This window comes from Paenibacillus sp. FSL R7-0189 (genome assembly GCF_037969925.1).
In the GTDB taxonomy this organism is placed as follows: Bacteria; Bacillota; Bacilli; order Paenibacillales; family Paenibacillaceae; genus Paenibacillus_AQ; species Paenibacillus_AQ odorifer.
Genome location: NZ_CP150223.1, coordinates 5,546,901 through 5,567,964, shown reverse-complemented (window position 1 = coordinate 5,567,964; position 21,064 = coordinate 5,546,901). Strand labels below are relative to the sequence as shown.

Below are 21,064 nucleotides of genomic sequence, written 5' to 3'. Positions count from 1 at the left end.
ACATAGTCTACATGGCGATCCTCGATCGAATAACGGCCGATTCCGGCAGCGGTTGTACGCTGCAGCTACCCAGGCAGGATACCATCCACACGTATTTGAGGAACCTTTCAGCCGGTGAGTTCCCTCTCTGTTCTAACGCTTCTTGGACCGTAAGTCCTTGGTCAATGCTTTTGTCATTTAAATATTGTATTAAATCTATATGAAAATAATATTTCCGTCAAGCGTCGGCTCCAAAAAAAAGCCGCTTCTCCAGCAGGTAAACTGCTTTTGAAACGGCTTCTTAAATTAAAGCCTAGACAAGAACGCTTGAGCCCATCAGATATTTATCCACTTCACGTGCAGCTTCGCGACCTTCGTTGATGGCCCAGACCACCAAACTTTGACCACGACGCATATCCCCAGCAGCAAACACCTTATCCACGTTCGTGTTGAACTTGCCGTAACGTGCTTTCACATTGGTACGACGATCGGTCTCCAGTTTAAGCTCCTCAACAATATCTTGCTCTGGTCCATCGAAACCAATAGCGATAAGAGCGAGTTGAGCAGGATATACAGCTTCTGTTCCAGGAACGGGCTGATAGATTTTACGACCTGTCTCATCCACGATCCGGCGGATCTGCACGGTATGAAGCTCCTTCAAGTTCCCCTCTTCATCCCCAACAAATTTAGTGGTCATGATTGAGAATTCACGCGGATCATCACCAAAAATAGCTTTCGCTTCTTCTTGCGCATAATCCAAGCTGTACACATTCGGAAATTGCGGCCAAGGATTAGCAATCGGATCCCGTTGCAGAGGCGCTTTTTCATGTGTACCAAATTGAGTGATACTGCCGCAGCCATGACGAAGTGCTGTGGCAACACAGTCAGAACCTGTATCCCCTCCACCCAAGACGATTACATCTTTACCTTCAGCGGATACATAGTTACCATCCTCCAGATTCGAATTCAAGTAACTCTTGATCGTTCCATTTAAATAATCCATGGCATACATAACGCCCTTAAGCTCACTACCTTCAATGTTGAAACGGCGTGCTTTAGTAGCTCCACCACACAGAACAACCGCATCATATTCATCAACAAGCTGCTGAGCCGGAATGTCTTTACCGATCTCAGTGTTCACCACGAAGTTAATTCCTTCAGCAGCCAGCAAATCTACACGACGTTGTACAACTTTTTTATCAAGCTTCATAGTAGGTATTCCATATGTCAGCAGTCCGCCAATGCGGTCACTGCGCTCAAATACAGTTACAGTGTGTCCAGCCTTGTTAAGCTGTGCTGCCGCGGCAAGTCCAGCAGGTCCAGAGCCTACAATTGCAATTTTTTTGCCAGTCCGTTTCTCAGGAGGATTAGGTACAACCCAGCCCTCTTCAAAACCCTTATCAACGATCGCAAGTTCAATTGTTTTGATGGTTACCGGCTGTCCGATCAGACCCACTGTGCAAGAGCCTTCACATGGGGCGGGACAAATACTGCCTGTGAATTCAGGAAAGTTGTTTGTCTTATGCAGACGTTCCAGTGCTTCTTTCCAGAGTCCACGATACACCAAGTTATTCCACTCCGGAATTAAATTGTGTACTGGACAACCTGAGGTCCCGCCAGCCATATCAATACCTGTATGGCAATAGGGGGTTCCGCAATCCATACAGCGTGCGCCCTGTGTCCGAAGCTCGTCCTCGGATAAATGATGGTGGAATTCTTCCCAGTCCTTTACCCGCTGCTCAGGATCCCGATCACCTGGGAGCTGCCGTTTATACTCCATAAAACCTGTAGGTGTAGACATGTTTACGTTTCCCCCATCCGTTCTCTTCGTGTTGAAGTATAGTACATTGTAGCATATTGCGGCTTCGTATGGTTGTCAGCAACGCAATGAAGTACCTGCACATTCTATTCTATACCTATACATAATCATTTCTAATTTTAATTATAGTAACATTCATCACTTTTGCACAGTAATGGATAAATCTACTGATTATTTGTACTATTTCACATGTTATGTCAGAGAAAACGTTTTATTGCTATTCCGTACGTTCATAAACAAGGAAACGGTAATCATACGGATTCTTCTCATCACGAATTCCCTTGATATTGGAGACCTCTTTCCACATCCTCCAGTCAATCTCAGGAAACCGGGTATCTCCTTCAAAATCCTGATCGATCTGCGTCAACATTAGCTCGTCAGCATACGGCAGCATCAAGCGATAAATTTCTGCACCACCGATCACCATCAGCTCATCTTCTTTTCTACCCTCGCTGAGAGCCTCTTCAAGCGTGTGTAGAACCACTGCACCTTCAGCTGAATAATCAGTATCCCTAGTTAGAATTAGGCTCGTTCTGCCCTTCAAGGGCTTGCCTCCGAGCGAATCCCATGTTTTGCGGCCCATTAGCATTCTTTTGCCCAATGTTTCTGCTTTGAAATAAGCAAAATCCAGCGGTAAATGCCAAGGCATATCGTTATCTTTTCCTATGACATGATTGGCACCCATTGCCCATATTAAGCTAATACTCATGAAGTTCCCTCCTTCCTTCATACTAAATTAAAAAACTACGCTGCCAGAAATTATATTTGCGAATCTTAATTTATAACAATTACGTTATACTGCGATCGGCGCTTTTATCGAAGGATGCGGATTGTACCCCTCAATGACCAGATCTTCCAGTTCAATATCAAAAATTGATTTCTTCTGTGAATTAATAACCAGGGTAGGCAATGCTCTTAATTCTCTTGATAATTGCTCTTTCACTTGCTCAACATGGTTTGAATAGATATGCGCATCACTAATGCTGTATACAAACTCACCTACTTCTAGACCACATTCATATGCAATTAAATGCGTAAGTAATGAGTAAGATGGAATATTGAAGTTTGCCCCGAGAAAGGAGTCAGCACTGCGTTGCAGCAAGTGGCAGCTTAGTTTACCATTTGCAACATAGAACTGGAACATAACGTGGCAGGGCGGTAACGCAGCTTTACTTCCTTTTGTTCCGGCATTTATAACATCTTCCGGGTTCCATGCGCTCACGATTAAACGCCGAGAATCAGGATTTGTTTTGATCTGATGAATAACGTCTTGTAATTGGTCAATTGATTCACCAGTAGAAGATGTCCAATTCCGCCATTGTTTACCGTAAACATTCCCTAGCTCACCATATTTCGCAGCAAACTCATCATCTTCTAAGACACGATCACAGAATGATTTCATCTCTGCTTGATACACTTGATTAAAATCTTCATCAACTAAACAACGATTCCCGAAGTCTGTCATATCTGGGCCAACATATTCGTCTGATTCAACCCATCTTTTAAAAGCCCATTCATCCCAAATATGATTATTATTTTTCAATAAATAACGAATGTTGGTATCGCCTTTAATAAACCACAATAACTCACTTGCAATTAAGCGAAACGGTGTACGTTTTGTTGTAAACAGCGGGAACCCTTTTGATAAATCAAATCGCATTTGATAACCAAAAACACTAATTGTACCAGTTCCTGTACGATCTTCTTTTTTTACACCATGATCTAAAATATATCGTAAAAAATTCAAATAGGTTTGTTCTAACTCATTCGTCAATGTACTGCACCTCCGTAATATTACACCTCATATATTATATCTGAAAAATCCGAATTTTGTAGAAGGTAAGATAATTTTTAAATATATTTAATAATCGGGTTACATATTCAATTATAAAGGATTGGTTCAGCAAGTGTATCTTTACTCCGCTATCCTAAGCTCCACTCTGGCCCCATAAGCACGAACGTTTGCTTGTCCACCCACAGGAAAGGTAATCATCGGCGATGTATGTCCAAAGTCCACGTCTGCGATCACAGGAATATCAGATAATTCTTCTTTTGAGCGGATAATTGTAGTTAGCAGCTTCTTTGACATACGCGATTCTTTTTGGAATCTGCCGATCACCAACCCTTTGACCCCTTCAAACTCAGGCTGATGAATTAGGGATTGCAGATCTCGATCAAAGGTTGCAGGTGCTGAATCATAATCATCCTCGATGAACAAAATAGAATTCTTTAAACTAGGCATATACTCTGTTCCCTGCAAAAGATTTAAAGTGCATAAATTGCCACCAATAATCGTTCCTTTCGCTTCCCCATCATTGATAATGAACGGACCTTCATTTTTAATAAATATCCGGTTTTCCTGATTCAGATACCACTCATCATCACTCCAATGCTTGGAAGGCTGCACGAGAATTTCTTTATTGTCCATCATCAGCCTGCGGAAATATTCGATGGTATATTCATTATCGTGGAGCATCGCAAATGTGGAAAAATGCGGCCCGGAGTATGTAACTAATCCTGTTTGAGCATAAATCGCATTACTTAGTGCAGTAATATCCGAATAACCACATAAACGCTTTGGATTCTCCGCAATGATTGAATAATCTATATAACGCAGCAGCTGGTTACTATTGAAGCCTCCAATGGACGTTAATATTCCTTTCACTTTGGGGTCTAAAAAGGCTTCGTGCAAATCCTCAATTCTCGAATCAATAGAAGAGGAAACAAAATCATCCGTCTCAAAAGAATTTGTTGAAATGGATATCCGAAAACCTAACCGTTCAAGCTGCTCTTTGGCAATTTTTCTTTGCTGAGCATCGATTAATGACAAACTTCTGGAAGGAGAGATAATACGCAGCTCATCTCCAAGCTTTAATTTATCAGTTCTCATCATTGAACCTCCCTATATTCATGAATTACAGATTAGGTAATTACTCTTCCTTCCAGTATATCTCTTTTCAAAAAAGTGGAAAACACAAAAAAAGGCGGAACGCATTTGCGTCCGCCTTTCTGTTGCCTGCTAGAGCAATTTTGGAGAAAAATTATTTCATTACATGAATTGGGTGACCTTCAACCAATTCAGCAGCTTCCATGACGATTTCGCCAAGGGTTGGATGCGCGTGAATAGTCAAGGCGATATCTTCAAGCGTTGCGCCCATTTCGATTGCTAAACCAAGTTCAGCGATCAAGTTGGATGCTTCGATACCAACGATTTGAGCTCCCAGTACCAAATTGTTCTCGGAGTTAGCAACAATTTTGATGAAGCCCTCTGGGCTGTTCAAAGATACTGCGCGACCATTTCCTGCGAATGGGAATTTGCCGCTTTTCACTTTGTAGCCTTTGTCTTTTGCTTCTTTCTCAGTCAAACCAACGCTTGAGCACTCAGGATCTGTAAATACAACAGCTGGGATGACTTTGTAGTCAACAACAGATGTAAGTCCTGCGATTGCTTCAGCAGCGATTTTACCTTCGTAAGAAGCCTTGTGAGCCAAAGCAAGACCTGGAACAACGTCGCCGATAGCGAAGATGGTAGGAATGCTTGTGCGTCCTTGGTGATCAACTTTGATCAATCCGCGCTCGTCGAGCTCAAGACCGATCAGGTCCAGACCAAGTTCACCGTCAGTGTTAGGACGACGACCTACAGTAACAAGCAAGTAATCTGCTGTAACTTCTTTGGACTCGCCACCAACAGAGTATTTCACGGTTACTTCTTTGTCGTTCTGAACAGCACTTTCAGCTTTAGCGTTAGTTACGATTTCGATGCCAGTTTTAGCCATGTTTTTCGCAACAAGACGAGTCATATCTTTATCGAAGCCTGGAAGTACAGTATCCAAACCTTCGATGATTGTTACTTTAGTGCCAAATTTAGAGTACATTTGACCAAGCTCGGCACCGATGTATCCACCACCGATTACGATCATGCTCTTCGGAATTTCTGGAAGTTCCAGAGCTTCAGTCGAAGACAGAATACGTCCGCCGAATGGGAAAGGTTTAAGTTCAATTGGACGGGAACCTGTAGCAATGATGCAGTGTTTGAAGCGGTAACGTGGAGATTCATGATCATTGAACACACGTGCTTCTGTGTCGCTGATAAACATGCACTCGCCGTTAAATACTTCAATTTTGTTGCCCTTCATCAAGCTAGTCACACCGCTAGTCATTTTTTTAACTACGCTGTTCTTGAATTCTTGAGTTTTGGCAAAATCCACTTTAACATTCTCAGCTGTAACGCCGAAAACTTCACCATGCTGTGCAGATTCAAATTGATGTGCAGCAGCGATCAAGGCTTTAGAAGGAATACATCCACGGTTCAAACATACACCGCCGAGTTCCGATTTATCCACGATGAGGACTTTTTGGCCGAGCTGGGCGGCACGAATTGCCGCCACATACCCACCAGGACCTGCACCAATGACCAATGTATCAATATCTAGTGAAGCGTCTCCTACTACCATAATTATACCTCCATAACCAGCAGCTCAGGATTATTGAGCAGCGATTTAATGTAGTTCATAAAGTTTTGAGCAGTCGCACCATCGATAATACGGTGGTCAAAGCTGAGTGACAACGCCATTACTGGAGCAACTACGATTTCACCATTTTTCACAACTGCTTTTTCACTGATACGGCCAGTTCCGAGGATAGCCACTTCAGGGAAGTTGATGATTGGAGTAAAGAACATACCGCCAGCAGAACCGATGTTACTGATGGAGATCGTGCTGCCCTTCATTTCGTTAGCAGACAATTTACCGTCACGGCCACGAACAGCCAAGTCAGTGATGCTGCTAGCGATCATCCAAATGCTCTTACGGTCAGCGTCTTTGATAACTGGAACGATCAAACCGTTTGGTGTATCAGTAGCGATACCGATATTGTAGTATTTCTTGTAGACAATTTCGCCTGCTTCTTCATCAATCATAGCATTAAGTGCTGGGAATTGACGGGAAGCTGCAACAAGAGCCTTAACGATGAATGGAAGGTAAGTAACCTTAACGCCTTTTTTCTCAGCAATAGGTTTCATACGCGTACGGAATGCTACCAGTTCAGTAACATCTACTTCATCCATGATGGTTACGTGCGGAGCAGTGTAAGCCGATTTAACCATTGCGTTGGAGATCGCCTTACGAATACCCTTGAATGGTACACGTTCTTCTTCAAGACTAACGTTACCGCTAGCTGCTGCAGGTGCTGCTTTAGCTTCGGTCTTAGCAGCCTTAGGAGCTTCAGACGCCGCTGCTGCTGCAGGAGCCGCAGGTGTAGAACCACCTTTCAAGAAGGCTTCTACGTCTTCACGAGTGATTTTGCCACCTTTTCCAGTTCCGTTCACTTTGGAAATATCCACTTTTTGCTCACGAGCAAATTTGCGAACGCTTGGTGTAGCCAATACATCGCGGTCAGGAGCTGGTGTTACACTTGCAGATCCGCCTTCTTTAGCATCAGCAGGGCTTGTTGCTGCAGGGGAAGAAGTAGTGTTTGCACTTCCTTTTGCTGCATCAGCTTCAGCAGATGCATGACCTTCTTGTTCAGGAACGTCGCCTTCAGCAGCGATAATAGCAACAACTTCGCCTACGCGGCAAACTTGGCCATCTTTAGTCAGAACTTCCAATACAGTACCATTCACTGGACATGGAACCTCAACTACCGCCTTGTCATTTTGAACTTCCATGATGATGTCATCATCCGTTACCTTGTCACCGGCTTTGATATGCATTTTGATGATTTCACCTTCATGCAGACCTTCACCCAGCTCAGGGAAGCGATATTCAAAATTCGATGCTTTGTTAGATGCTGGAGCAGCTGGTGCAGCTGGCGCTTGAGCAGCAGGAGCTTCAGTAGCAGCACCCTCTTGATCAGGCACGTCACCTTCTGCTTCGATAATAGCCACTACTTCACCGACACGGCATACTTGACCGTCTTTAGTCAGAACTTCCAATACAGTACCGTTTACTGGGCAAGGCACCTCAACTACCGCCTTGTCATTTTGAACTTCCATTACGATATCATCATCCGTTACCTTGTCACCGGCTTTGATATGCATTTTGATGATTTCACCTTCATGCAGACCTTCACCTAGTTCAGGAAATCGGTATTCAAACTTTGCCACTTTGAAAACCTCCTCGTGAAATTGGGACTAACCTTATGATTTAAACTTTATAAGATGAAACAACGTTGTCATCCATATGGATGACAACTGTTTCTCGTAAAAATATTTAGAATTCCAAAACTTTCTTCACGCCTGCAATAATACGCGCTGGGTTTGGAAGCCATGTATCTTCAATTTGTGCAAATGGATATACAGTGTCAGGACCTGCGATACGAAGCACAGGAGCTTCTAAGTGCAGTAGAGCTTTTTCATTGATTTGTGCGATAACTTCAGCAGCTACACCCGCACTCTTTTGTGCTTCTTGCACCACGATAGCACGGTTAGTCTTCTTCACAGACGCTACAATAGTGTCGATGTCGATCGGACTTACAGTACGAAGGTCGATAATTTCAACATTAACGCCTTCTTTTTCGAGTTGCTCGGCTGCTTTGGTAGCTGTATGTACCATCAGCCCGTAAGTAATGATCGAAACGTCAGAACCTTCACGTACTACGTTCGCTTTACCAAGTTCAACTGTATATTCACCTTCTGGCACTTCAGCACGGAATGCATGATAAAGGTTCAAGTGCTCCATGAAGAATACAGGGTCATTGTCGCGGATAGACGCGATTAAAAGTCCCTTAGCATCATATGGGTTTGAAGGAATTACAACTTTAATCCCTGGGCTTTGTGCGATCAAACCTTCGAGTGAGTCAGTGTGAAGCTCAGCAGCCTTAACTCCGCCACCAAAAGGAGTACGGAATACTACTGGAGCATTATATTTACCGCCAGAACGCCAGCGCAGACGTGCCGCTTGAACAACGATCTGATCCAGAGCTTCAAAGATAAAACCTACGAATTGAATTTCTGCAATTGGGCGGAAGCCTTGTACACCAAGACCAAATGCCAGACCGCCGATAGCGGACTCAGCTAGTGGTGTATCAAAAATACGATCTTCGCCAAATTCCTTTTGCAGACCTTCTGTTACACGGAAAACGCCACCTACATTACCAACATCCTCTCCGAAGATAAGAACGTTAGGGTCACGATTCAGTTCAACGCGCATCGCGTCGCGGATCGCTTCTTTCATATTCATTTGTGCCATTGCCTGATATCCCCCTTATTCAAAATCGGCTTTTTGCTCTTCCAGATGTTTAGGTGTTACTTCGAACATGCTGTCGATCAAGCCAGGTATTGTCATTTTTTCGGTTTGTTCAGCTTTTTTGATCTGCTCGTTAACAGTAGCTTTCGCTTCATCTTTCACGCGCAGTGTATCTTCTTCAGTCCAAAGACCTTTCTTCTCCAAATACTTGGCAAGACGGGCGATTGGATCCTTTTCACTCCATTGTCCTTCTTCTTCTTTCGAACGATATTTACTTGCATCGTCAGAAAGGGAGTGTGGACGGAAACGGTAAGTTACAGCTTCGATCAATGTAGCACCTTCGCCGTTGCGTGCACGTTCAGCAGCATCGCGTACAGCACTGATTACTGCAAAGATGTCCATACCGTCAACCTTAATCCCTGGAATACCAGCTGCAACCGCTTTGTGAGCGATCGATTTGGAAGCCGTTTGTTTAGCGAACGGAGTCGTAATCGCGTAACCATTGTTTTGAACAAAGAAGATTACAGGCAGTTTAAAACGACCAGCAAAGTTCAAGCCTTCGTAGAAGTCACCTTCTGAAGAACCGCCATCACCAGTGTAAGTAATCGCAACACTCTTTTGTTTTTTTAATTTGAAGCCCATAGCAATACCAGTAGCGTGCAGGATTTGCGCACCAATGATAATTTGTGGCATCAATACATTAACACCATCAGGAATAGCTCCACCATGTTGGTGACCACGGGAATATAAGAAAGCTTGGTACAATGGAAGTCCGTGCCATACTAGCTGCGGAATATCACGGTAGCCTGGGCATAAGAAGTCTTCTTTCTCCAAAGCGAACTCACTACCAATCATGGTAGCTTCTTGACCGGATACCGGTGCGTAGAAACCAAGACGACCTTGACGGCCAAGGTTTACTGCACGATCATCCCAAGTACGGGTAAATACCATACGATACATAATTTCTTTCAGTTGATCGTCAGTTAAATCTGGCATCTTATCCTTATTGATAATTTCTCCATCCGGGGAAAGTACCGATAGAGCCTCGACGTCCTCTGTATACACTTCATAAGGAACTTTACTCATTATCTTCACCTCAATAAAAAAATTTGAATATCAGCTGCCTCTGTTATAATATTATTATACACCTGTTTAGTTACTTTCGTCAAAGAAATACTTATAAAATTTATATTCCTTTAAATTTTGTATGTATAACAGGTGAGATAATTTAATATAACAGTTTAACACTTTTCCAACAAGTAAATGATTAATAACACAGTTACACATTTAATAATTTTAGCGTAACCCTGTGTGTATTGCAAAATTCGACAAGAAAGGTGACGTGACAACGATGAGCGATTCTGTTTTTCTGAAACGCACAATTGTAAAAGAAACGCTTTGGAGTGAACATCTGCAGGAGGAACGTAAATTACGTATCTATCTGCCCCCAGGCTACAATGAAGTTCTCAGTTACCCCGTGGTGTACTGCCAAGACGGAGAAGAATTTTTCAACTTTGGACGCATTGCTACACTTGCTGGACAACTTATTATAGAAGAAGATGTCGAGCCCTTCATTATCGTCGGTGTAGAAGTTAACGTCGCTGTTCGGACTCAAGAATACGCTCCGTTCGGCAGCCGATTCAAGCAGTACCTATCTTGCTTTTCCGAAGAGATTATTCCCTTCATTGAAAAAAATTATCCCGTACGCCGTACACCCGAAGAACGAATCTTAGCCGGCGATTCCCTTGGAGGCAGCGTCTCCCTCCATCTCGCACTTGCTTATCCAGCTATCTTCACACGTATCATCAGCCTATCCGGTGCATTCTATCCCGAATCACAAGCCATGCTGGCAAAAGAAGAAGATCTCGCCTGGCTTAACATTAATATGGTCGTTGGACTGCAGGAAACAGATTACCAGACTGATACAGGGACCTACGATTTTGTTCAGATGAACAGAGAAACAAAAGCGTTGCTTGAAGCACGTGGAGCTACCGTATCCTACCGTGAGAAAGACGGTCGTCATCTCTGGGGCTTTTGGCAAAAGGAACTCCCTGAATCTCTACTCTATTTTTTAAACACATAATGCCTTATTGATAGAAGCAAAAAATGAACATCTAAAGAACGTATGTAGATTTCAGCCGTGTTTGCGCTTACAGTTTAATCCAGCGAATTTCCTTAATTTACTTTAATACTAATCAGAGAGGGCTGGAACCCAACCGGGTTACAGCTTTTCTCTTATCACCATTTCAAGCAAAACGTCACAGCCTGCATTGATTAAATCATATACCTGCTCAAAATTCCCTGTAAAATAAGGGTCTGGCACTTCTCTCAATTCTTCCTCAGGCAATAAATCCATGAAGAACAAAAGCTTAGCCTCTTCCCCACCAGGAACCTTTCGAACATTCTCTCCATTAGACTTGTCCATACAAACGATATAATCAAACTTCTGAAAATCCTCGCTACTGACCAAACGCGCTGCCATATTTGCATAACTAATCATGTTTTGATCAAGTATACGTCTAGTCCCTTCATGCGGTTCCTTACCAATATGCCAATCTCCAGTTCCCGCACTGTCAACCAGAATCTTATGTGAAAGCTCTTGTTCATCAATCTTATGGCGCAGAACTGCCTCCGCCATTGGTGAGCGACAAATATTACCCAGACATACAAATAGCACGTTTACGATTTCATTCACCTCCCAATTGTTAAAACATAAGTAAATATGAATTTATGCACATAAAAAATCGCACACTATCATTTTAGCGTTGTCTTGGTCAATTGTGCAACTTTTCAATCTGCATTATACTGGGACAGGATAACCAACTAGAGTTTTAGAGGAGGAATGGATGTTATGCCATCCAAACGTGTCGTTATTTTTGCCGGTGGAGAACTATCTCCGGATTATTTCGCTCTATTAGATGAAGAAGATTTTATTATCGGTGCGGACCGGGGTGCATTATTCCTAATCTCACATGGATATATACCAGATATTGCAGTAGGTGATTTTGATTCTGTATCGCCTGAAGCTTTTCAGGATATTCAATCCAAAAGTAAAAAAACCATCACTTGTGATGCCGTAAACAAGGATTTAACCGACAGTGAGATGGCGCTCGATATTGCGATGAATCAGCAACCTGATTCTATTTTACTATTAGGAGTTACAGGCACTCGAATTGACCACTCCTTAGCCAGCATTCAAATGATGACAAGGGCTCTGCAACGTCAAATCAATTGCTACGTCATGGATTCTAATAACTATGTGACACTTACCGGATCCCAAACAGTCATTGAAGATTTGGGCTACACCTATGTATCTTTGCTTCCATTAACTCCTGAAGTAACAGGGATTACATTAGAAGGATTTCAATATCCTTTGAATGACGCCACTTTAAAGCTAGGCCAATCTCTAGGTGTAAGCAACAAACTGATTTCCTCCACTGGAACAGTTAGAATACGTAGTGGATTATTGCTGATTATCCAGAGCAAAGACTAAATACATAGTGATATAGAAACATCCTTGTAACTTTTGTTTTAAAATCAAAAAGCCGATAAATCCTTTATATATCAAGGGGTTTACGGCTTATTTTATTGTCCAAAATATCAAGTTATTAATTTTTTGTAACTTTTAATGAATTTTTAATAAAACGTTTACAACCCAGGCCCAGCCTCACTTTATTGCTGCTCTACCAAATTTTATGACATAGATAACCTGCTATACTACGAATCAGGCAAGCAAGACAAGACACAGCAAGACAGATTGATATACTAACTTTGGAGGTACTTACAACATGAATAAACAACAATGGATAAAAAAAGCGATTGTCATAGGAATGGTTACTACGATGGGCTTAGGAACAATGATGGCAACAGGCGTAGGCGCAACTAAAGTCGAAGCCGCTACAGTGTCCAAAGGACAAAGCGTTGTCAATTTCGGGAAAAACTATATGGGAACTCCATACAAATTCGGAGCATCTACTTCTACTACTAAGGTTTTTGATTGCTCTTCATTTATGAAACATATCTTTAAAAAGTATAATGTATCATTACCCCGTACAGCTGCAGCTCAATCAAAAGTAGGAACTTCTGTTTCCAAAGCAAACCTTCGTGTGGGCGATCTTGTATTCTTCTCTAGCGGCAGCAGAGCAACTGGTAAAAATGTAACTCACGTAGCTGTTTACGCCGGAAACGGTAAAATTCTGCACACTTACGGTAAACCAGGTGTTACGGTTTCTGATCTTAATTCTGGTACATGGAAAAAGACTTATCTAAAGGCTCGCCGCGTACTGTAAACAACAGCTCTATAGTAGAGTCTTTTCTATAAAAGAGAATAAGTCTCAGGATGTGGTGCTGCCTTCGGGCACCCTCATTACATATCCTGTTCCGCGAACAGTGTGAATTAACTTGTTCCGGTACCCTTTATCAATCTTTAAGCGGATATGCCTGATGTATACATCTACAACATTGGTATCTGCATGGAATTGATATCCCCATACTTGTTTGAGTATTTCCTCGCGGGAACATATAATCCCTCGATTCGCAGCGAGATAATATAGAAGATCGAATTCTTTATGCGTCATCTTAAGCTCGATCCCTTCACGGGTGACCAGCCTGCGGCTGGGATCGAGCATTAAACCATCCACCTTTAACAGATGTTTTAAATTTCGACGCCGACCCGTGAGGGTTAATAAATTTAGAATTCTACATTTGAATTCACCGGTATGTAGTGGTTTTGACATAAAATCATTCCCCCCGGCTAAAAAGGCCGCAACCGCTCCGTTACCCGATAACTCTTCGGAAATCACCATGACCGGAAGAATCATTCCCTCATCTCTTACTGCGGAAATGATTTTCCATCCTTCCCATGTTCCCACCTCGCCTAAATCAGCAAGCAGCAATACCGGTTCTACTTCAGAAATGGATAAGCGAAGATCTTCGGGATCTTCGCTTTTTGTTATTTGCAGACCGATATCATTAAACACTTTTTCTATAGCGATTCGCTCTTCTACTCCTCTTTCGTTTCCCTCAGACATATACCATATCAGTTGCTCACTCACAAAGATCCCCCGTATCCATCAGACATGCATCAGCATCCCATTAATAGATATAGAATCCCCGGAAAGCAAAGAGACCATTCCTAGGAAATGGTCTGAAGATCAGTTTATCTTGCTTTTTAACCGAAATATCGATGATAAAAGCTACGGGCGGCGGCAATATCCTTCGTCCCATGAATCAATGCCCGGCCATCTGCGAAGATCACCATCCGGTAAGGACCTTCTTTAAAGGAAATTAGATAAGGATTGCTCTCTACCTCACCGTCTCCTAAACGAGACAAGCGGCTGGCTGTTTCCTGCAGGTTAAGGCTCTGCGGCCGGGCAGGGCGGATTTGTACGGTATCCCTACCACAAAGCACATCACTTCGTTCCGTATTCAAGGCTGTTAGATAAGGGTAGATCGGATGAGTCCCACAAGAAGGGCAATTCTCCTTTTTGGCACTTTTCACTCCAATTTCTTGATGTTCATTACGCCATACATCGAAAGTGAGCAGTTTATTTCTTAATTGGTCCTTACGGTTACCGAGAAGCTTTAACGCCTCAGCTGTAGCATTTGCAGTAACCAATTGCACGGCCTGTGGAAGAATACCCGCTGTATCACAGGTATCTCCCCCTAGTGGGACTGTACCTAAAAGACAATGAAGACATGGCGTTTCTCCAGGCAAAATCGTATATGTAATTCCATAGCTTCCTACACAAGCTCCATAAATCCAAGGGATATTATTCTTTTGGGCAATATCATTAATGATGAGACGTGTATCGAAATTATCGGTCCCATCCATAATCAGATCCACCCCTGAGATGAGTCCTTCCAGTTCTTCCTTCCGCACATCCATAACATGCGCTTCTATGACAACCTCAGAATTAATCTGCTGCAGTCTGTTCTGGGCTGCTATGGCTTTCGGAGCTCGCTCCTGTGCATCCATCTCGGTATACAGCTGTTGCCGCTGCAGGTTACTCCACTCTACATAATCGCGATCAACGATAAGGACATGCCCAACACCACAGCGGACCAATGTCTCTGCAATCCCTGTACCTAACGCACCCGCACCAACCACAAGCACTTTTGATTTTGCGAGCCCCTGCTGTCCTTCAGTACCAAATGGCGCGAAACGTATCTGTCGTGAGTATCGATCTTCTCGCCCGGCGTTATGAAACATACATTATCTCCTCCCCATATCCAAAAAGCGGAGAACAGCAGGATGTCTGCTATTCTCCGGATTTATGATTATTCTATACTTGTACAGCTGACCACTGCTCAACATCCCAAATTTTCGTAACCCAATCTTCATAGAAATCAGGTTCATGGGATACAAGCAGGACTGTGCCTTTATATTCTTGCAAAGCGCGCTTCAGCTCTGCTTTAGCAATAACGTCAAGGTGATTGGTAGGTTCATCGAACAGTACCCAGTTGCTTTCACGCATCAAAAGCTTACAAAGACGCACCTTCGCTTGCTCCCCACCGCTCAGCATACTAAGCGGACGTGTAATATGTTCATTTTTTAGACCACAGCGAGCCAGATGCCCACGAACTTCGTTCTGAGTTAAACTGGAGAATTCATTCCAGACATCCTCAATAGGCGTAAGACTAGCTGCTTTCACTTCTTGTTGGAAATATGCAGGGTTCAGATAATCCCCAAGATAGGTTTTGCCGCTGTATGTTGGGATCACTCCCAGAATAGTCTTCAGCAGTGTAGATTTACCTACACCATTGCAGCCAACAATAGCAATCTTCTCCCCACGTTCAATGACCATATTTAGCTGTGGCAGCAGCGGACGATCATAACCAATCTCGAAATCAATTCCTTCGAATACGGTTTTGCCGCTTGCCCGGCTCTCTTTAAACTTAAAGGTCGGCTTAGCAGCTTCTTCAGGACGATCAATTCGGTCCATACGATCAAGCTGCTTCTCACGGCTTTTTGCCCGGCCTGAGGTTGAAGCACGCGCTTTATTCCGTTGGATGAAGTCCTCTTGTTTTTTGATAAAATCTTGTTGTTTCTCATAGGCATCGATATGCTGGTTTTTGTTCATCTCCGCCATATCAAGGAATTTCTCATAGTTCGCCGTGTAACGGGTCAATTTACCAAACTCCAAGTGATAAACGACATTAACGACTTTATTCATGAACTCAGTGTCATGGGAAATCAAGATAAATGCATATGGGTACTGTTTCAAATAGTTGGTCAGCCAATCGATATGCTCAACATCCAAATAGTTGGTAGGCTCATCAAGCAATAGTACATTGGGTTTCTCAAGCAAAAGCTTTGCCAGCAGTACTTTGGTTCTTTGACCACCGCTAAGAGAAGCTACATCACGATCAAGCCCAATCACGGACAGGCCTAAACCATTTGCCATTTCCTCCACTTTTACATCAATCAGATAGAAATCTCCGATGTCCAGTTGTTCCTGAATGTCCCCCATCTGCTCCAGTAGTACTTCTAGTTCCTCAGGCGAAGCATCACCCATCTGCTCTGTGATCTTCAGCATTTCCTGCTCTAACTCAAGCAGTGGCAGAAAAGCGTCCTTTAGAACATCGCGAATCGTTTTTCCTGGTGTAAGAATCGTATGTTGGTCCAAATAACCGTAACGCACCCGAGGGGTCCATTCTACTTTACCATTATCCTTCAAAAGCTTTCCTGTCAAAATATTCATTAGCGTCGATTTACCAACGCCATTTGCTCCAACAATTCCAACATGTTCTCCTGGTAACAACCGGAAAGACACGTTCTTGAACAACGTCCGATCCCCAAAATTGTGGGAAACGTCTTCTACAGTAAGTAAACTCATAAATTCTCCGCAAGCTCCTGTCTATACTTAAATAATGCGTAAATCAAATCACGTATAAATATATATTTTATCACACTTTAGCGGAACACTGAATTAAATGTTAGTCCCAATAGCCTATCTTAAGAAAAAACCACGGCGTTTTCCATCGTTTCGTTCGCCCTTAATGTCCCCTAATAGCTCAGCAATTACATCTGCCAACTTCCCTTTTTGTAAAAATGGATCTTGCTGACACGGTAAATTATAAACCCTATCTATACCTAAAGAATTTCGCAACAGTTCAACAGATTGCTGTTCAGCAAGTGGTAAACCCACTCTCCAATCCCGTTCAGGCTGCAGCCCCTTCCTCCTAATCCATAATAAAGTTTCCTCCAGTCGCCAATCTGCGCCAGAAGCAATTAGAATGGGAATATCGCTATGTTTGATTTCTTCCAGCGCTCCATCAAATCCACCCGTGCCCAGATCTAATACCACAAATTGATAAGCCCCTCTCATAAGCTCTGCTACATCCCCATGGTGAGGTCGCTTCCAGTAATGAACCTTCCTCCAGGAAAATACAGACTCAGAGCTCTCAGCAGGAACTGAAGCGCTCTGCACATCAAGCAAATTGTGCATGCGATCATAAACCGATGAATCCGGTGATAGATCAACCCAAGCTGTTGAACCAATCTGTGCCAGATAACTGCTAATCGCAAATGAAGTATGTGTTGTTCCAAGCCCCGGCCCTACTCCAAGTAAGGCAATCACTTTAGCTTTCCGTTTATCAACTGCTAGGGGTACAGACACTGCTGAATGATTACCTTCATCCATATCAGCCTCCACGTGAACCAGTGCTTGAATAACAGCTGTTGCCTCCTGATATCTTTCCTCCGGATGTGGCCGTAATAAACGTCTTATTATCGGAATAAAAGCTGCGGGAACTTGGTCACGCAACTTATTTTCCATTCCTGACTCCCAGTGGCTGCATAATCCTCCGGTAGCCATATATAAAAGCAACGCACCAAGACCATATAAGTCAGAAACCGGTTGACTCTGCCCATTCCCATACTGCTCAGGAGCCGCGAATCCTACTGTACCAAGCTTCACCGTATCTTCAGCGATGCCTTTTCTAAAATTTCGAGCGATTCCGAAGTCGATTAACATTAATTCTTTTTGCTTAGTTAACATAAGATTGGAGGGCTTTAAATCACGATAAACAATGGGCGGATGATGACCATGCAAATATTGCAGGACTTCTAAAAGCTGTTTAGCAATTTGTAGGATGAATTCACAAGGCAAAGGTCCGGGATTATCCCTCATCAGCTGACTTAAAGTTATCCCTTCAATATAATCCATGACTAAATAAGAATACCCTTCTTTATCCGAAAGATAGTAATCAACAATACGTGGAAGCCGCGGGTGATCCAGCCCCATTAGCATCTCCGCTTCCGCTTCAATGTCCGAATGCAGCGTTGCTGAGCTAACACTTTCTTTTACAGCCCAACGTTTCCCCTTTAAACGCAGATCCTCCGCAAGATAAACAATACTCATTCCACCTGTTCCAATCTGGTCAATAATTCTGTATCTGGCGTCCATTATCTGCCCTACCCCAAGCTTCGATGCAAAATTCACTGAACTTCCCCCTTTTTCACATAAAAAAAAGAGAAAGCTTCCGCCATTAACGTTGTTACCGCAGATTACGATAACGTTAATAACGGGATGCTTTCCCTTAAGATTTTTAAATTAGGATCTTACCTAGTATTTAATCATATAAAGCGTGATCTCGTCACGATTATGAAACAGCTGCTTAGCCCGCTGAATCTGCATACGTTCGCCCTCAAACATTGCAATGATCTCTTTGATCATCGCTAGAGGTTTCTTATGCATCAGCTTTACGGTCACAATCGCTGTTCCGCCTGGTGACAGGCTGTGCAGCAGCCCGGTTACAAGCTTTGCCATCAGCTTAGGACTCCAGCTCATATCACATACAAGCAGATCAAATTCATTATCGCGGAATTTCACTTCTCCGGCATTTTTGCGCAGGATCTTCAGACCCGGGTAATTACGCAGCGATTCATGCATCAAAGCAGGGTCAACCGCTGTTACCTTCATCCCACGCTCCAGCAAGAAAGAAGTCCAGCCCCCTGGAGAGGCGCCAATATCAAGCGCATTACGGAAGCTGTAAAAAGGAATAGCGAACTCCTTCTCCGCTTCCATCAGCTTGAACTTAGCACGTGAGATTTGTCCGTCTTCCTTGCGGAAGCGGATTGCACCGCCATTCCAGCCGGATAGATTCTCTTCTGGTCTGGACACTCCTGCATATAAGGCATTCCCGTCTGCGTAGACAGAAATGACCCATGCCGGATCTTGTACTGTAAATTCTGCACCCAAGCTTTGCAATTGCTCCTGCAGCCATTCACGAAGTTCGCCCGGACTTTCCTGCCAGAAGGAAGGATCCCCTTTACGAACATTTAGGGATACTTTCTCCCCCTCTAGCTCACTGCGGCGGCTTAAATACACAGCCAAACGCTGTAGTGCTTCCATGGTTCCTTCATCCTGGAACTGCACAGGCTGTATATGACGAAGGAAAATGGGCAGATTCTGTGTGAGCAATCGTGATACTTCCTCGGGTTCAGACTGCAGGGTGGCGAGAAAGATTTCTCCCGGCAACAGCAGCGTACTCTTCACTGCGCCGAACAAGCGCCGAAGCTCTTCCTGAGCATATGGCGCAAAGCCGTGATTAGCTGTACAAATATATCGGGAGTACACTATTTCTTCCGGAGCAGTGGTCTGCTCTTCGTTATCATGTCTTAATTCGTTCAAATCGTTTTGCCTCCAGGTCTAATTTTAATCCAGGGACGACCGCTATCCCATTCTACATCAACAGGAATATCATAGGTGGCCAAGATCATTTCTTTGGTTAATACTTCTTCTTTCGGTCCGGAACCAGCTAGCTTACCGTCGCGAATTAAAGCAACATGTGTAAAAAGCGGGACAATTTCTTCCACATGATGAGTTACATAAACAACGGAGACATTACGTTGTCTCAGCTTATCTACTTCAGCCAGCATTTTTTCTCTTTCGTACAGATCAAGACCTGCACAAGGCTCGTCCATAATCAGTAGTTTGGGGTCAGCCATAAGACATCTTGCCAGCATTGCTTTTTTTCGCTCTCCCTGTGACAAGGTTCCAAAAGGATGAAGTGCCATATTGCCCAGATTCATATCCTCTAGCAAGCGGATTGCCTTCTCCTTCACTTCGTGTGGAATGCTCTCGTAGAAACGCAAATAAGCGTAAGCTCCTGTAGCGACAACCTCCCACACCGGATCATTTAAAGACATCTTCTCCATTAAGGAAGGACCAATATAACCAATTTCTTTACGAACCTCGCGTAAATCACATTGACCATATTTATTCCCCAATACCTCAACAGTTCCTTTGCTAGGGAATAAATAACCTGTCATAATCTCCAAAATTGTTGTTTTGCCAGAACCATTCCGTCCCAAAATGACCCAGTTTTCGCCTTCCTTAACTTCTAAGGACACATCGTCCAAGATTAGGCTTTCTTCTCTGCGCAGAGATAAATGTTGTAATGAAATGATCATGATATAACACTCCTTATGTATTCCAGAATCCGCTCAACTGAAACCATTGAATAATAAATATGCGGATCCTCTATCCGGTCAGCAGAAGCCACTAGTAGAGCAGGAACACTGGTAATACGGTATTGTTGTACCAGATTAGGCAACATGTTCACATTTCCAGCAACCATTTGGAGTTCAGCAGGCAACAGATGTGCCGCCACTTCCAACATGCGTTCTGTTGCCTTACAGGTACCACACAGCGGAGTATGCAAAAACACTACCAGCGGTTCTCCCGGTCTCGTGAGTATCTCCAGTAAATCCGCTTCGTTCATTTCCTTCATTTTAGTCCCGTCTCCCCAGCGATATCATGAAGCTTATCAGAACTCAGGGGACCATTAAACAAGCGCATCCCCTCAGGTTTAGCCGTGTATAAGATTTCATACATTTCTTTTCTCCCTAAAACGCTGGAGGTGTGTAGATAGATTTCACAGGGGTACAGTCCTTCCAGAACAATCCGTCTAGCCACTTCCCCACCTGAATAATCATCCGGTCCCATATCATAATCTAACGATAAAATACCGACCTCACACTCACGCAGCATCAGAAGACATTCTTCTGTTGTCCGGGCTAAAGCAAATCCAAGCGGACCTTTACGGAGATCGTCCATATAGATATGAATCACTT

The 21,064-nt window shown here is 43.4% G+C and carries 20 protein-coding genes; 3 read left to right on the top strand and 17 right to left on the bottom strand.

The window, feature by feature from the left end; genetic code table 11:
* Nucleotides 1-292: 292 nt before the first annotated feature.
* From MKY63_RS24365 to pdhA, 8 genes are all read right to left on the bottom strand, one after another.
* A complete protein-coding gene (locus tag MKY63_RS24365; protein ID WP_036687677.1) occupies nt 293-1,780 on the bottom strand; it encodes a glutamate synthase subunit beta in 1,488 nt (495 codons plus the stop codon).
* 235 nt (nt 1,781-2,015) lie between these two features.
* Complete coding sequence (locus tag MKY63_RS24360) at nt 2,016-2,507, bottom strand: dihydrofolate reductase (protein ID WP_339810078.1); 492 nt, start codon at nt 2,505-2,507, stop codon at nt 2,016-2,018.
* An 84-nt stretch (nt 2,508-2,591) separates the two neighbouring features.
* The gene (locus MKY63_RS24355; protein ID WP_036687680.1) at nt 2,592-3,572 is read right to left on the bottom strand and encodes a thymidylate synthase; all 981 of its coding nucleotides are present in this window, start codon (nt 3,570-3,572) and stop codon (nt 2,592-2,594) included.
* Between the two features lie 141 nt (nt 3,573-3,713).
* A complete protein-coding gene (locus MKY63_RS24350; protein ID WP_339813605.1) occupies nt 3,714-4,688 on the bottom strand; it encodes a S66 peptidase family protein in 975 nt (324 codons plus the stop codon).
* 151 nt (nt 4,689-4,839) lie between these two features.
* Nucleotides 4,840-6,252: a dihydrolipoyl dehydrogenase gene (lpdA, locus tag MKY63_RS24345; protein ID WP_036687684.1), complete on the bottom strand. Its 1,413-nt coding sequence runs from the start codon at nt 6,250-6,252 to the stop codon at nt 4,840-4,842.
* A 2-nt stretch (nt 6,253-6,254) separates the two neighbouring features.
* Nucleotides 6,255-7,901 (bottom strand): 2-oxo acid dehydrogenase subunit E2, encoded by a 1,647-nt coding sequence (locus tag MKY63_RS24340; RefSeq protein WP_076098770.1) that lies wholly within the window; start codon nt 7,899-7,901, stop codon nt 6,255-6,257.
* A gap of 106 nt (nt 7,902-8,007) precedes the next feature.
* The gene (locus tag MKY63_RS24335; RefSeq protein WP_038571553.1) at nt 8,008-8,985 is read right to left on the bottom strand and encodes an alpha-ketoacid dehydrogenase subunit beta; all 978 of its coding nucleotides are present in this window, start codon (nt 8,983-8,985) and stop codon (nt 8,008-8,010) included.
* A 15-nt stretch (nt 8,986-9,000) separates the two neighbouring features.
* Nucleotides 9,001-10,068, bottom strand: a complete 1,068-nt coding sequence (pdhA, locus tag MKY63_RS24330; protein ID WP_036687689.1) for a pyruvate dehydrogenase (acetyl-transferring) E1 component subunit alpha — start codon at nt 10,066-10,068, stop codon at nt 9,001-9,003.
* Nucleotides 10,069-10,333: 265 nt separating this feature from the next.
* Between pdhA and MKY63_RS24325 the strand changes: the two genes are divergently transcribed.
* Nucleotides 10,334-11,065 carry an alpha/beta hydrolase-fold protein gene (locus MKY63_RS24325; protein ID WP_036687691.1) on the top strand — a complete coding sequence of 244 codons (732 nt, stop codon included), beginning with the start codon at nt 10,334-10,336 and terminating at the stop codon, nt 11,063-11,065.
* A 138-nt stretch (nt 11,066-11,203) separates the two neighbouring features.
* On the opposite strand, the gene MKY63_RS24320 is transcribed toward MKY63_RS24325, so the two are convergent.
* Nucleotides 11,204-11,668 (bottom strand): low molecular weight protein-tyrosine-phosphatase, encoded by a 465-nt coding sequence (locus MKY63_RS24320; protein ID WP_036687823.1) that lies wholly within the window; start codon nt 11,666-11,668, stop codon nt 11,204-11,206.
* A gap of 165 nt (nt 11,669-11,833) precedes the next feature.
* Here MKY63_RS24320 and MKY63_RS24315 point away from each other — a divergent pair, with 165 nt between their 5' ends.
* Together MKY63_RS24315 and MKY63_RS24310 are read left to right on the top strand one after the other, a co-directional pair.
* The gene (locus MKY63_RS24315) at nt 11,834-12,475 is read left to right on the top strand and encodes a thiamine diphosphokinase (RefSeq protein WP_036687693.1); all 642 of its coding nucleotides are present in this window, start codon (nt 11,834-11,836) and stop codon (nt 12,473-12,475) included.
* Between the two features lie 295 nt (nt 12,476-12,770).
* Nucleotides 12,771-13,271, top strand: coding sequence for a C40 family peptidase (locus MKY63_RS24310; RefSeq protein WP_036687694.1), 501 nt, complete (start codon nt 12,771-12,773; stop codon nt 13,269-13,271).
* Between the two features lie 45 nt (nt 13,272-13,316).
* On the opposite strand, the gene MKY63_RS24305 is transcribed toward MKY63_RS24310, so the two are convergent.
* The 8 genes from MKY63_RS24305 to MKY63_RS24270 all read right to left on the bottom strand — a co-directional run bounded on the left by MKY63_RS24305 (nt 13,317) and on the right by MKY63_RS24270 (nt 21,062).
* Nucleotides 13,317-14,036, bottom strand: coding sequence for a response regulator transcription factor (locus tag MKY63_RS24305; protein WP_076103939.1), 720 nt, complete (start codon nt 14,034-14,036; stop codon nt 13,317-13,319).
* Nucleotides 14,037-14,152: 116 nt separating this feature from the next.
* Nucleotides 14,153-15,193, bottom strand: a complete 1,041-nt coding sequence (locus MKY63_RS24300; RefSeq protein ID WP_076103941.1) for a ThiF family adenylyltransferase — start codon at nt 15,191-15,193, stop codon at nt 14,153-14,155.
* A 73-nt stretch (nt 15,194-15,266) separates the two neighbouring features.
* Nucleotides 15,267-16,820, bottom strand: coding sequence for an ABC-F family ATP-binding cassette domain-containing protein (locus tag MKY63_RS24295; RefSeq protein ID WP_036687697.1), 1,554 nt, complete (start codon nt 16,818-16,820; stop codon nt 15,267-15,269).
* A 114-nt stretch (nt 16,821-16,934) separates the two neighbouring features.
* A complete protein-coding gene (locus MKY63_RS24290) occupies nt 16,935-18,428 on the bottom strand; it encodes a serine/threonine-protein kinase (RefSeq protein WP_081386913.1) in 1,494 nt (497 codons plus the stop codon).
* Between the two features lie 123 nt (nt 18,429-18,551).
* Nucleotides 18,552-19,619 (bottom strand): SAM-dependent methyltransferase, encoded by a 1,068-nt coding sequence (locus MKY63_RS24285; RefSeq protein ID WP_036687700.1) that lies wholly within the window; start codon nt 19,617-19,619, stop codon nt 18,552-18,554.
* Nucleotides 19,616-20,398, bottom strand: coding sequence for an ATP-binding cassette domain-containing protein (locus tag MKY63_RS24280; protein ID WP_036687827.1), 783 nt, complete (start codon nt 20,396-20,398; stop codon nt 19,616-19,618). The genes MKY63_RS24285 and MKY63_RS24280 overlap by 4 nt, the downstream gene beginning before the upstream one ends.
* Nucleotides 20,398-20,721 carry a thioredoxin family protein gene (locus tag MKY63_RS24275; RefSeq protein WP_038571558.1) on the bottom strand — a complete coding sequence of 108 codons (324 nt, stop codon included), beginning with the start codon at nt 20,719-20,721 and terminating at the stop codon, nt 20,398-20,400. Before MKY63_RS24275 ends, MKY63_RS24280 begins: the two co-directional genes overlap by 1 nt.
* A complete protein-coding gene (locus MKY63_RS24270; RefSeq protein WP_076274628.1) occupies nt 20,718-21,062 on the bottom strand; it encodes a cyclic-phosphate processing receiver domain-containing protein in 345 nt (114 codons plus the stop codon). Before MKY63_RS24270 ends, MKY63_RS24275 begins: the two co-directional genes overlap by 4 nt.
* Nucleotides 21,063-21,064: the final 2 nt, after the last annotated feature.

What these genes read in the sequence shown, in the direction of transcription:
- lpdA (WP_036687684.1), bottom strand. Translation starts at nt 6,252, where the DNA reads ATGGTAGTAGGAGACGCTTCACTAGATATTGATACATTGGTCATTGGT.
- MKY63_RS24300 (WP_076103941.1), bottom strand. Translation starts at nt 15,193, where the DNA reads ATGTTTCATAACGCCGGGCGAGAAGATCGATACTCACGACAGATACGT.
- MKY63_RS24335 (WP_038571553.1), bottom strand. Translation starts at nt 8,985, where the DNA reads ATGGCACAAATGAATATGAAAGAAGCGATCCGCGACGCGATGCGCGTT.
- MKY63_RS24315 (WP_036687693.1), top strand. Translation starts at nt 11,834, where the DNA reads ATGCCATCCAAACGTGTCGTTATTTTTGCCGGTGGAGAACTATCTCCG.
- MKY63_RS24325 (WP_036687691.1), top strand. Translation starts at nt 10,334, where the DNA reads ATGAGCGATTCTGTTTTTCTGAAACGCACAATTGTAAAAGAAACGCTT.
- MKY63_RS24365 (WP_036687677.1), bottom strand. Translation starts at nt 1,780, where the DNA reads ATGTCTACACCTACAGGTTTTATGGAGTATAAACGGCAGCTCCCAGGT.
- MKY63_RS24310 (WP_036687694.1), top strand. Translation starts at nt 12,771, where the DNA reads ATGAATAAACAACAATGGATAAAAAAAGCGATTGTCATAGGAATGGTT.
- MKY63_RS24295 (WP_036687697.1), bottom strand. Translation starts at nt 16,820, where the DNA reads ATGAGTTTACTTACTGTAGAAGACGTTTCCCACAATTTTGGGGATCGG.
- MKY63_RS24360 (WP_339810078.1), bottom strand. Translation starts at nt 2,507, where the DNA reads ATGAGTATTAGCTTAATATGGGCAATGGGTGCCAATCATGTCATAGGA.
- MKY63_RS24275 (WP_038571558.1), bottom strand. Translation starts at nt 20,721, where the DNA reads ATGAAGGAAATGAACGAAGCGGATTTACTGGAGATACTCACGAGACCG.
- MKY63_RS24350 (WP_339813605.1), bottom strand. Translation starts at nt 4,688, where the DNA reads ATGAGAACTGATAAATTAAAGCTTGGAGATGAGCTGCGTATTATCTCT.
- pdhA (WP_036687689.1), bottom strand. Translation starts at nt 10,068, where the DNA reads ATGAGTAAAGTTCCTTATGAAGTGTATACAGAGGACGTCGAGGCTCTA.